Raw genomic sequence first — 12,322 nt, 5'->3', positions numbered from 1 at the left:
CATGTCTTTTAATAAGCCAAGAGAGGTTGATTGCTATGTCGAATCGTTTGTTTGCTTCCCTCATTGCCTGCACATCTTTTACGCTCATGGCGCCGTTCGCCCAGGCCCAATCGGGGGATTTTTACGTCGGTGCCCGTGTCGCGGGTGAATTCGAGCGCCTGAAAGATGTAAAAGGGCATTTCGGGGATGATGATGTCAAGATCGGTTCGAGCGACCGGGAGAACCATCTGTTAGGCGCCCTGGCCCTGGGTTACTACCTGACGCCAGAGTGGCGGGTGGAAGCTGAGCTGGGTTTGTCGGGCTCCCAGACTTACCGCTTCAAGCGGCAGATGATGGGCGAGGCCCTGGATCTCAAAACCCATGTCAGCTCACAGCGGCTCATGTTCAATGTCTACCGCGATATTCCGCTGGGTGACAAATTCTCGCTTTATGGCAGCGTGGGCCTGGGCTTGACCGCCAGTCGTATGAAGGCGGATTTCACCCAGACTTCGGCGGATAAAGAGCCGCAACATGGCAGTTTCGGGCGTCGTAGCCAAACGCTGTTCACGGCCAGTCTGGGCGTGGGCGCCTCGTATGCCCTGACCAAGGACATGAGTGTCGATCTGGGGTATCGCTATATCCGCATGGCGACAGCCAAAACGGGTGCGCTGGCCGAAGAGGGAGCGGAACCGGGCGCGCACTTGCACGCGCGTCCTGAGGCGCATGAAGTCTCTTTGGGTGTGCGCTACCGGTTCTGATGGATCAGGCGCGTTTCCTGGCGATCAGTCCGACGATGGCTAGTACCAGAATCGCGCCAACGACCGAGCCAATCCAGCCTGCGGGTTCGCCGGGCGCATACCATCCCAGCGATTGGCCCAGATAACCCGCCACCACAGAGCCCACGATGCCCAGCACGGCGGTCATGACGATTCCCATGCTCTGGTCGCCAGGCATCAGGGCGCGGGCAATCAAGCCCACGATAAAGCCGACGATGATCATGATGATGATGCTCATGCGCTTACTCCTTTGCAGAGGATGTTGAAGGGCATCATACCCATGCGCTCCGCCCGTCATGGTTTAAAACTTGTACGAAAAATGCTTACGGATTTCTCAGTTGCCCGTTAGTGTCAGCAGTTGTTGCAAGTCTTTTGAGATTGCTGACACGCTATCTGCCTTGCTGGCCAGCAGGCGGGCGCGGCCTTGCTTGTCGAAGATATACACCTCCTGACTGTGCGTAATGGCGTAGTGATCTGCGCCGGGCTGCGGCGTTTCAGCCTGATAGGCCACTTGGTAGCGCCGGGCCAGCTCCTCGATTTGTTTGTCCGTGCCGCTCAGACCGATGGTTGGCTTATTGAAGGTGTTCGCATAGGCCTGGACGATATCTGGCGTATCACGCTGCGGATCGAGGCTGACATAAACCAGACGCACATTTTTTGCCGCTTCGCCCAGATGTTTCAATACCGAGCTTAACTGCGTCAAGGTTTCGGGGCAGTTGTCCTGGCAGCCTACATAGCCGAAGAACATTAAGACGATTTTGCCCTTGAGTTCATCGCTGTTGAGGGTTTTACCGCCTGCTGCCGGCAGTTGAAATTTGAGATCGGGGAGATTGCTGGCATCTTGGAGCGCCCAGACTGGACGGTCACCACAGGCAGTTAAACAGCAGGACAGTAACAGCACGCTCCAGGCGCGGCCGGACAAGAATCTGAACAACATGGAGGGAGGCAAGCTTGATACAGGACTGGAAATCGCCCGAGATTCTAACGGGTTCAAGTATCCGGAGTCGAAAAAGGCTGCCTTAAGACTTAGCTGGAGCGCTTGCATCTGTTGATGACGCATTGCGGCGATGAGGACATCATGCTGCACAAGGTGGATGAACCCAAGCCCAAGCGCATTCGAACATGCGTTGGCCTTACCCTCATGAAGGTATTGTCGCTGCCAGAAGCGGGCTACCCCGCAACAGGCCTGCTACGGGCTTGTTGCGGGGTAGCAGCTATCGTTGCATTCCCGCTTGGCTGCTGATGTCCGGCTTGAATACCTGGGCCCGGGTTCAGGCGGCTTCAAGCATGCCGCTATGGCGCAACAAGGCGTCGATGCGCGGGGCGCGGCCCCGGAATGCCGCGAATGATTCTGCCGCCGGACGGGCGCCGCCCACGGCGAGAATTTCGCGGCGGAAACGCAGACCCGTTTCCGGATCAAGCGTGTCGCCGGCCTGAGCCGCCTCTTCGAAAGCCTCGTAAGCGTCGGCGGAAAGGACCTCTGCCCATTTGTAGCTGTAATAGCCCGCGCCATAGCCTCCGGCGAACAGATGGGAGAAGGCATGCGGGAAACGATGCCATGGCGGCGGGAAAAGCACGGCCACTTCAGCGCGAACGGTGTCCAGCAAGGCCATGACATCGCCGATGGGCATGCCCTTGGCCCGGTCGTGCATCAGGATATCGAACAGCGCAAATTCAATTTGCCGCACGGCCTGCATGCCACTCTGGAAATTGCGGGCCGCCAGCAGACGCTCGTAAAGGGCGCGAGGCAGTGGCTCGCCGCTGTCAACATGGGCCGACAGTTTTTGCACGACGGTCCATTCCCAGCAGAAGTTTTCCATGAACTGGGAGGGTAATTCGATGGCGTCCCATTCCACGCTGGCAAACGCCGCGGCCCCCGGTTCGTCAACCTCGGAGAGCAGGGCATGCAGGGCGTGTCCTGTTTCGTGGAAAAGGGTAATGACATCGTCATGGGTCAGCAAGGCGGCACGCTGTCCATTTGGGCGCGAGAAATTGCACGTCAGGTAAACCACGGGCGTTTGAACCTGACCGGCAATCAGGCGGCGGGCACGTTCGCTATCCACCCAGGCGCCGCTTTGTTTGCCAGAGCGGGCATAGAGGTCGAGGTAGAGATAGCCCAGGGTATGGCCAGACGCGGACTCCACTCGCACGCCCCGCACGTCCTTGTGCCAGGTGGATAGCTCGGCCTCGCGCAGGCGGACGTCGAACAGGGTCTCGATAACCTCGAACAAGCCGGTCAGCACACGGGGTTCGGTGAAGTACTGTTTGATTTCGTCTTCGGAATAGGCATAGCGCGTTTCGCGCAGTCGTTCCGATGCAAACGCCATGTCCCAGGGCTGAAGATCGGACAGCCCCAGTTCGGTTTGCGCGAAGGCGCGCAATTCGGCCAGATCGCGCTGTGCGTGCGGCTTGGCCCGGCGCGCCAGGTCGCGCAGAAAGCCGGTGACCTCGGCTGCGCTGCGCGCCATGCGGGTTTGCAGACGCAGTTGAGCAAAGCTGGAGAAACTGAGCAGGCTCGCTTCTTCAGCTCGTAGGTTCAATAGAGTTTCGATTAGCGACGAGTTGTCGAAGCGGCCATCGCCCTGTTCCGAAGCCACCGTGCCGTAGGCGCGATACAGCGTTTCGCGCAGCGCGCGGTCGCGGGCATATTGCATGACGGGCAGATAGCAGGGCATTTTGAGCGTCAGCAGATAACCCTCGCGACCCTGCGCGCGGGCAGCGTCTGCGGCTGCCTGCTTGACATCGTCCGGCAGGCCGTCGAGGCGGCTGGCGTTGTCCAGGTGCAATGACCAGGCGTCGATGGCGTCTAGCACGTTCTCGGAGAACTTCTGCGATGCCTGGGCTTCGCGATCGGAGATCTCGGCATAGCGTTCTCTTGCCTCGCCCTGGAGTTCGACACCGCTCAAGCGAAAGTCGCGCAGAGCGAGTTCCACCACGCGACGGCGCACGGGGCTCCATTGGGCAAAGTCGGGGGTTGCGGCCAGGCGCTGATACTGACGGTAAAGACCTTCGTGCAGGCCAACCCAGGTAGAGAACTCGGTCACCTTGGGCAGGGCGGCGTTATAGGCTTCACGCAGTTGCGGCGTATTGACCACGGCGTTCAGGTGGCCCGCAACCGACCAAGCGCGCCATAGCCGTTCGGTCTGGGTGTCCAGCGGTTCGACAACGGCTTCCCAGGTGGCGGGCAGAGCTGGTTGCGCGGCGGCCTCGACTGCTTCGCGCGCGAGCGCCAGCAGTTCGTCGATGGCAGGAAGGATGTGCTCGGGTTGAACGGCAGCGTAATCAATCAGTCCGGATACGGGGGCGAGCAGCGGGTTCTGAGTCATGGGCATCCGATAAAAATAGGGAAACGCCGCGCAGCGGCGAACGATGCTATCTATATAGGGAGTATGCGCCGGAATGCAAGACGCCTGCTTCGCATGAGACGATGCGAAGCAGGCGTCTTGTCGGGCAAAACGGCGGACTCAGGGGGTTAGCGTGCGTTCGGCCGCTTCCAGCGTGTTGACCATCAGCATGGCGATCGTCATGGGGCCGACGCCGCCGGGAACCGGCGTGATGGCGCCAGCGACTTGCTGCGCGCTGGCGAAGTCCACGTCGCCGCAGAGTTTGCCGTCATCGCCGCGGTTGATGCCGACGTCGATGACGACAGCGCCAGGCTTGATCATGTCGCCCGTGATCATGCGCGGGCGGCCTGTTGCCACCACGAGCACGTCGGCGCGGCGTGTCTGGGCGGCCAGGTCACGGGTCTTGGAGTTGCAGATCGTGACCGTTGCGCCTGCCGCCAGCAGCAGCATGGCCATCGGCTTGCCGACGATATTGCTGGCGCCCACCACGACCGCCTCGGCGCCGCGCAGCGTCACGCCCTCGGATTCCAACATTTTCATGACGCCATAGGGCGTGCAGGGGCGGAACAGCGGCTGTCCCGTCATGAGCAGGCCGGCGTTGCTGATATGAAAACCGTCAACGTCTTTCTCGGGTGCGATGGCTTCGATGACCTTGTGCGAGTCCAGGTGGGCAGGCAGGGGCAGTTGCACCAGGATGCCGTGAATGGACGGATCGCGGTTCAGGGCGTCGATGCGGGCGAGCAGGTCCGCCTCGCTGAGATCGGCCGGGTACTGCTCTTTGACGGAATGCAGGCCGGCCTTTTCGCAGGCGGCCACTTTGTTACGCACATACACTTGCGAGGCCGGATCTTCGCCCACGAGGACGACGGCCAGGCCCGGGCGCACGCCCTGGGCTGTGAGGGCGGCCGCGCGTTCGGCGACTTCTTCGCGGATGCGCTGCGACAGCGCGACGCCATCAATGATTCTAGCGGTCATGCGTGGGCCTCGGGTTTGGCCAAGGCGACTTTCATCAGGTCGGCTACGGTGGTCACTTCAAGTTTTTCCATGATGTTGGCGCGATGCGCTTCGACGGTCTTGATGCTGATGCCCAGATCGTCGGCGATCTGCTTGTTCAAGCGGCCGGCGACAATGCGCTCCAGCACCTGCTGCTCGCGCGCGGTCAGGCGCGCCAGCATGGCTTCGTGGTCTTTCTGGGCCTGATGCTTGGAGATCCGCTGCGCGGCTTGTTCCAGCATGCGCGCGACGGTCTCGCGCAGGTCAGATTCGTTAAAGGGCTTTTCAAGGAAGTCGATCGCACCTTTTTTCATCGTAGATACCGCCATTGGCACATCGCCGTGGCCGGTGATAAAGACGATGGGCATGGGCGAATTGCGCGCGATCAGTTGCTCCTGGAGTTCCAGGCCGCTCATGCCGGGCATGCGCACGTCAGCGATGAGCACACCAACATGGCTGGTGTCGTATTCGTCCAGAAAGGACTCGGCGCTGGCGAAAGCGCGCACGCGGTAACCGTTGGCTTCAAGCAGCCAGCGCAGGGAGTCGCGGACAGCTTCGTCGTCATCGACGATGTATACCGTGCTCGACAGGTGGGGGGTGTTCATGCGTGCAACTCCTCGGACTGGTCATGCTGGGCCGGCGTTTCGGGCGCGGCGCAGGGCAGGGTAAAGCGGAATATAGTCCCGCCAGCGGGGTTCGGATCGGCCCACAGACGACCGTGGTGCGATTCGATAATGGTACGGCAGATATTCAAGCCCATGCCCAAACCTTGGGACTTGGTGCTGAAGAAAGGTTCAAAGAGCCGCTCGGGCTCGGCGATGCCGTGGCCGCGGTCGACCACGGCCACCTCGATCTGGTTCTCCTGCGGAATGACCGCAACCTTGAGCTCGTCGGAGTCGCTGTTTTCCATCGCCTCCAGGCCGTTCTTCAACAGGTTGAGCAGAACCTGTTCGATCAGGATAGGGTCAGCAAGCACATCGGGCGCCGTCGACGGGACGTAGCGGTCGATACGGATGCGGCGCTTGCGCGCGTCAATTTCTGCGAAGCCGATGGCATTGTCGACGATGCGGCTGATGGGCACGCGCTGGCGGCGCGGTTCGCTGCGTTTGACGAATTCGCGGATGCGGCTGATGATTTTGCCCGCGCGTTCGGCCTGGGCGGCGGCTTTTTCCAGCGCGGGCAGCAGCATGTTGGGGCTGGTGTGACCCGCCTTGACCAGCGCCACGGCGCCCATGCTGTAGTTGGCGATGGCCGTCAGTGGCTGGTTCAGCTCGTGCGCCAGCGAAGACGCCATTTCTCCCATGGTGGTGAGACGGCTGGTGATCTGGATTTTTTCTTGCTGTAAACGCGAAGCCTCTTCGTGCGTGCGGCGTTCGGTGATGTCGCGGGCCACCTGCATGCGTACGCGGCGTCCGTCGGTCCAGGCGAGCATGCGGTGATGCACCTCGAACCAGCGCTGCACCGACTGCACGAACACCTCGACCGATTCATCGGTAAAACGGCCGCGGCGGCCCGCAAGCAGCTCGTCGTGGCCGCCAGTTTGCGCGCCGAATACACGGCGGTAGGTGCGGTTGGCGAACAGCAGTTCTAAGCCGTCATGCGTATCGGCCGTGACCGAGATCGCGTCGTCCAGGCCTTCGAGCACCGTCATGAAGCGTTCGTGCGCGGCGGTCAGGGCTTCGCGGATGCGCTTGGGCTCGGTGATGTCGGTCATGGAGGTCATCCAGCCGATCTGGGTCCCGTTGGGGTCGAGCAGCGGCGACACATACATGCGCGCCGTGAAACGCGAGCCATCGCGCCGCTGGGCTTCGACTTCCAGGCCGCTGGAGGGCGTTTTCCCCGACGTTAGAAGGTCTAGCGTGTGCTGATGCTGTTCATGGCGGCCCGGCACCCAATACGGGAAGGGCGGGCTGCGGCCGATGAGATCGGCCTCGTTCCAGCCTATCATGCGGCAGAAAGCCGGATTGACATAGGCAATTCGGCCTTTCATGTCGAGCACACGCATGCCGGTCGACATGGAGTTTTCCATGGCTCGGCGAAAGCCGGTTTCGGCAATCAGGGCGGCCTCGGCCGTTGAGCGAAAACGGGTGTAACGCCATAGCATCAGCAAGCTGATGATGATCACGCAGGACAGCGCCAACACAACCCATATTAGGCGCTGCTGGCGCAACTCCTGGTCGATGGTCACAAACATGACGCTATCGTCATGGATGCGCTGTAACCAGAAAAACATCCCCATGACACATATATAGAGCACCAGCACCAGAGCGGGCGTGACCCAGTACAGGCCGCGCCGACGTGAGCGGGCGTGGGCGTGAAAGGATTTCGGGATCGAAGACTTTGGTGTACTGGACATGGAGATGCGGGGCCTTCAGGCAGCGTATTTTAAGGGTAATGCGCCGCCCGTGCCGGCGCCTTGGCAGGGGTTTACCCCGTATCAGAGGGGGGTAGGCGGCATATTTTCATGCTGCACCGCACAAGTTATGGTGCTAAACCGCCTTTTTTGGACGTGGTTTTGCGAGTAAAACCGTCTAAGCTGCGCAGCGTCAAGGTGGTGTGCCTAGTGCTTCTGCGTTGATTGTGGTCGATCATGGTCGTACCGGCCAGACGGGGTTTCCGGCTGGGCTTCGCACAGTGGTTGGCTTGCGCGGCGCTCGGCTTGGGCTCGGCGTAGGAATTCAGAAAAACGTCAGATTTTCATATTGTGAAATGTCGTATCGCAACATGAAATTTTTCTTGCCCCAGGCTAAGCTAGCTACTTAGAATGCGCGCTTCGATGGTTGGCGACCGCCCTGGCGGCGTCGGCGTGCATCAACTTCTGTACCCCGCCTACAAGAATGCGGGGTGTGGTCCAAGAAACCCCATCAGGAGACACACGATGTCCTCTCCCGCTCAGGCCGGCGGCCTTTTGGCCGTCAACGACGAAGACACCCAAGAAACTCAGGAGTGGTTGGAAGCCCTGGCCGCGGTCCTTGACCGCGAAGGCCCGCAGCGCGCCCACTACCTGCTCGAGCGCCTGATTGATGAGGCCCGCCGCTCCGGCGCCCACATCCCGTTTTCGCCCAATACCGCCTATGTGAACACCATTCCGCCGGGCCTGGAGCCCACGCATCCGGGCAATCTCGAACTGGAAGCACGCATCCGCTCGTATGTGCGCTGGAACGCGATGGCGATGGTGGTCAAGGCCAATAAGCATAACCCGCCCGATGGCGGCGATCTCGGCGGCCATATCGCCTCCTTCGCTTCGCTGGCCACTATGATCGGCTGCGGTCAAAACCATTTCTGGCACGCCGAGAGCGAGGATCACGGCGGCGATCTGGTCTACTTCCAGGGTCACACTTCGCCCGGCATGTATGGCCGCGCCTATCTCGAAGGTCGCCTGACCGAAGATCAACTGAACCACTTCCGCCAGGAAGTCGACGGCAAGGGCCTGTCTTCCTATCCGCATCCGAAGCTGATGCCGGATTTCTGGCAGTTCCCGACGGTGTCCATGGGTCTGGGCCCGCTGATGGCCATTTATCAGGCCCGTTTCCTGAAGTATCTCCATGCCCGTGGCATTGCCGACACCAGCAAGCGCAAGGTCTGGGTATTCTGCGGTGACGGCGAAATGGACGAGCCCGAGTCGCTCGGTGCCATCGCCCTGGCGGCGCGTGAAAAGCTCGACAACCTGGTTTTCGTGATCAACTGCAATTTGCAGCGTCTGGACGGCCCGGTGCGTGGCAACGGCAAGATCATCCAGGAACTGGAAGGCGACTTCCGCGGTTCGGGCTGGAACGTGATCAAGCTGATCTGGGGCGGCTATTGGGATCCTCTCCTTGCCCATGACAAGGAAGGCATCCTGCGTAAGATCATGGAAGAAACCGTTGACGGCGAGTACCAGGCGTACAAAGCCAACGACGGCAAGTTCGTGCGCGAACATTTCTTCGGCAAGCACCCCAAGCTGCTGGAAGCCGTTGCCCGTATGAGCGACGAAGACATCTGGCGCCTGAACCGTGGCGGCCACGATCCGCACAAGGTTTACGCCGCCTTCGATGCGGCGAACAAGCATAAGGGTCAGCCGACCGTCATTCTGGCCAAGACCATCAAGGGTTATGGCATGGGCCAGGTGGGTCAGGCCAAGAACCCGACCCACCAGCAAAAGAAGCTGGAACTGGAATCGATCCGCGAATTCCGTGATCGTTTCGGCATTCCCATTGCTGATGATCAACTCGAAAAGCTGCCTTACTTCAAACCGGCCGAAGATTCGCCTGAAATGAAGTATCTGCACGAGCGCCGCAAGGCTTTGGGCGGCTACTTGCCCAAGCGCCGCCAGAAGGCCGATGAAGTGCTGAAGGTGCCCGCACTGGACGCATTCAAGGCGGTGCTTGAACCTACCGCCGAAGGCCGAGAGATTTCGACCACCCAGGCTTTTGTGCGCGTGCTGAACCAAGTGCTGCGCGACAAGCAGATCGGCCCGCGTGTCGTGCCCATCCTGGCTGATGAATCGCGCACTTTCGGCATGGAAGGCCTGTTCCGCCAGATTGGCATCTACGCGCCGGAAGGCCAGAAGTACACGCCGGTTGATAAAGACCAGGTCATGTACTACCGCGAAGCCTCCGACGGCCAGCTTTTGCAGGAAGGCATCAACGAAGCGGGTGCAATGAGCTCGTGGATCGCGGCGGCCACGTCGTACTCCACCAACAACCGCATCATGGTGCCGTTCTACATCTATTACTCGATGTTCGGCTTCCAGCGCGTGGGCGATCTGGCCTGGGCGGCGGGCGACATGCAGGCGCGCGGTTTCTTGCTGGGCGGCACGGCAGGGCGCACCACCTTGAACGGCGAAGGCTTGCAGCACGAGGATGGCCATAGCCATTTGCTGGCCTCGACCATTCCGAACTGTGTCTCTTATGACCCGACCTTCGCTCATGAGCTGGCTGTCATCATTCAGCACGGCATGAAGCGCATGGTCGAAGACCAGGAGAACGTGTATTACTACCTGACGGTGATGAACGAAAACTATCCCCAGCCGGGTTTGAAGGCGGGCGATGAGGAAGGCATCATCAAGGGGATGTACAAGCTGCAGTCCAAGGGCAAGGGCAAGGCCCGTGTGCAACTGATGGGCTCGGGCACCATTCTGCGCGAAGTCATGGCGGCGCAGGATCTGCTTGAGGCCGATTGGGGCGTGGCTTCCGATGTCTGGAGCGTGACCAGCTTTACCGAGCTGCGCCGCAATGGCCTGGATGTCGAGCGCTTTAATCTGCTGAACCCGGAGCAGCCGGCTCAGGTGGCCTATGTGACCGAGCAACTGTCTTCTACTGACGGTCCGATTATTGCGTCGACCGACTATATGAAGCTGTTCGCTGATCAAATTCGTCCCTTCGTGCCCAAGGGTCGCGAGTACAAGGTGTTGGGTACCGACGGTTTCGGTCGTTCGGATTTCCGCAGCAAACTGCGCGAGCACTTTGAAGTGGATCGCCACTTCGTGGTCTTGGCCGCGCTCAAGGCGCTGGCCGACGAAGGCAAGGTGCCGGTTGCCAAGGTCGCCGAGGCGATCAAGAAGTACGGCATCAACCCGAACAAGGCCAATCCGCAATACGCTTGAGGCGAGGGTAGACAAACATGAGCAATATCGTGGAAATCAAGGTTCCCGACATCGGTGACTTCAAAGAAGTGGAAGTGATCGAGGTGCTGGTGGCCCCCGGCGACACCATCAAGGCGGAACAAAGCCTGATTACCGTCGAATCCGACAAGGCTTCGATGGAAATCCCCGCTTCGCAGGGTGGCGTCGTGAAGTCGGTCAAGATCAAGGTGGGCGACAAGGTCGCCGAGGGTGCTGTCATTCTCGAGGTCGAGCCAGGCGCTGCCGAAGCGTCCGCGCCCAAGGCTGAAGCGCCTGCGCCCAAGGCCGAAGCCGCACCCCAAGCGGCAGCGGCGGCTCCGGCAGCCGCTGGCAACGGCGGCCCGATGGATATCGCCGTGCCGGATATCGGCGACTTCAAGGACGTCGAAGTCATCGAAGTGCTGGTGGCTGTTGGCGACACCATCAAGGCCGAACAAAGCCTGATTACCGTCGAGTCGGATAAGGCCTCGATGGAAATCCCCGCTTCGGCGGGCGGCGTGGTCAAGGCCATCAAGGTCAAGGTGGGCGAGCGTATCAACAAGGGCGACGTGATTCTGGTCGTGGAGGGCGCTGCTGCTGCTGCGCCTGCTGCTGCGCCGGCGGCTGCGGCCGCTGTTGCGGCGCCGGTGGCTACTGCGGCCGCCGTGTCTGCCCCGGCCCGTCCTTCGCCCACCCAGGCCTTGCAAGATCCTGACCTCAAGCCGGGTCAGTTGCCGCACGCTTCGCCGTCGGTGCGTAAGTTCGCCCGTGAGCTGGGTGTGAATCTGTCGCGCGTGTCGGGTAGTGGTCCCAAGGGTCGTATTCTGGCCGACGACGTGCGCGGCTTTGTCAAGAATGCGCTGTCGGCCGCCCCGGCCGCCAGCACGGCCGCCGGGTCGGCTGATGGCGCTGCGCTGGGCCTTTTGCCCTGGCCCAAGGTGGACTTCAGCAAGTTCGGCCCGGTGGACCCTAAGCCGCTGTCGCGTATCAAGAAGATTTCCGGTGCCAACCTGCATCGCAACTGGGTCATGATCCCCCACGTCACCAACAATGACGAAGCGGACATCACCGACCTCGAAGCCTTGCGCGTACAACTGAACAAAGAGAATGAGAAGTCGGGCGTCAAGGTTACGATGCTGGCTTTCGTGATCAAGGCGGTCGTGGCGGCATTGAAAAAATTCCCCGAGTTCAATGCCTCGCTGGACGGCGACACCCTCGTCTACAAGCAATACTTCCACATCGGCTTTGCAGCGGATACGCCGAATGGGCTGGTGGTGCCTGTCGTGCGCGACGCCGACAAAAAAGGCATTTTCGAACTGGCCCGCGAGACCTCCGAGCTGGCCAAGAAGGCCCGCGACGGCAAGATTTCGCCGGCCGACATGCAAGGGGGCTGCTTCTCGATTTCGTCGCTGGGCGGCATCGGCGGCACGCACTTCACGCCCATTATCAATGCGCCTGAAGTCGCCATTCTGGGTCTGTCGCGTTCGGCCCAGAAGCCGGTCTGGGACGGCAAGCAGTTCGTGCCGCGCCTGATGCTGCCGCTGTCGCTGTCCTATGACCACCGCGTCATCGACGGCGCCGCTGCGGCCCGCTTCAATGCTTACCTCGGCCAGCTTCTGGCCGATTTCCGCCGCATCGCGCTGTAAGCG

The 12,322-nt window shown here is 60.8% G+C and carries 9 protein-coding genes; 3 read left to right on the top strand and 6 right to left on the bottom strand.

Features of this window, described 5'->3' with window-relative positions:
- The first annotated feature begins 35 nt into the window (after positions 1-35).
- The gene (locus U0029_RS09780; protein ID WP_162790401.1) at positions 36-737 is read left to right on the top strand and encodes an outer membrane protein; all 702 of its coding nucleotides are present in this window, start codon (positions 36-38) and stop codon (positions 735-737) included.
- Between the two features lie 4 nt (positions 738-741).
- On the opposite strand, the gene U0029_RS09775 is transcribed toward U0029_RS09780, so the two are convergent.
- The 6 genes from U0029_RS09775 to U0029_RS09750 all read right to left on the bottom strand — a co-directional run bounded on the left by U0029_RS09775 (position 742) and on the right by U0029_RS09750 (position 7,448).
- Entirely contained in the window at positions 742-993 is a 252-nt protein-coding gene (locus tag U0029_RS09775; RefSeq protein ID WP_114852811.1) for a GlsB/YeaQ/YmgE family stress response membrane protein, read from the bottom strand.
- Between the two features lie 96 nt (positions 994-1,089).
- Positions 1,090-1,692 (bottom strand): SCO family protein, encoded by a 603-nt coding sequence (locus tag U0029_RS09770; protein ID WP_114852812.1) that lies wholly within the window; start codon positions 1,690-1,692, stop codon positions 1,090-1,092.
- A 334-nt stretch (positions 1,693-2,026) separates the two neighbouring features.
- On the bottom strand, positions 2,027-4,081 hold the full coding sequence (locus tag U0029_RS09765; protein WP_012417328.1) for a M3 family metallopeptidase: 2,055 nt from the start codon (positions 4,079-4,081) through the stop codon (positions 2,027-2,029).
- 138 nt (positions 4,082-4,219) lie between these two features.
- Positions 4,220-5,074 carry a bifunctional methylenetetrahydrofolate dehydrogenase/methenyltetrahydrofolate cyclohydrolase FolD gene (folD, locus tag U0029_RS09760; RefSeq protein ID WP_114852813.1) on the bottom strand — a complete coding sequence of 285 codons (855 nt, stop codon included), beginning with the start codon at positions 5,072-5,074 and terminating at the stop codon, positions 4,220-4,222.
- Complete coding sequence (locus U0029_RS09755) at positions 5,071-5,697, bottom strand: response regulator transcription factor (protein ID WP_012417330.1); 627 nt, start codon at positions 5,695-5,697, stop codon at positions 5,071-5,073. The genes folD and U0029_RS09755 overlap by 4 nt, the downstream gene beginning before the upstream one ends.
- The gene (locus U0029_RS09750; protein WP_114852814.1) at positions 5,694-7,448 is read right to left on the bottom strand and encodes a PAS domain-containing sensor histidine kinase; all 1,755 of its coding nucleotides are present in this window, start codon (positions 7,446-7,448) and stop codon (positions 5,694-5,696) included. Before U0029_RS09750 ends, U0029_RS09755 begins: the two co-directional genes overlap by 4 nt.
- Before the next feature lie 522 nt (positions 7,449-7,970).
- Between U0029_RS09750 and aceE the strand changes: the two genes are divergently transcribed.
- Together aceE and aceF are read left to right on the top strand one after the other, a co-directional pair.
- Entirely contained in the window at positions 7,971-10,676 is a 2,706-nt protein-coding gene (gene aceE / locus U0029_RS09745; RefSeq protein ID WP_114852815.1) for a pyruvate dehydrogenase (acetyl-transferring), homodimeric type, read from the top strand.
- 17 nt (positions 10,677-10,693) lie between these two features.
- The gene (aceF, locus tag U0029_RS09740) at positions 10,694-12,319 is read left to right on the top strand and encodes a dihydrolipoyllysine-residue acetyltransferase (protein ID WP_114852816.1); all 1,626 of its coding nucleotides are present in this window, start codon (positions 10,694-10,696) and stop codon (positions 12,317-12,319) included.
- Positions 12,320-12,322 lie beyond the last annotated feature (3 nt).

It is taken from the genome of Bordetella avium, assembly GCF_034424645.1.
Classification (GTDB): Bacteria; Pseudomonadota; Gammaproteobacteria; order Burkholderiales; family Burkholderiaceae_B; genus Bordetella; species Bordetella avium.
This window is presented reverse-complemented; position numbering and strand designations above follow the sequence as displayed.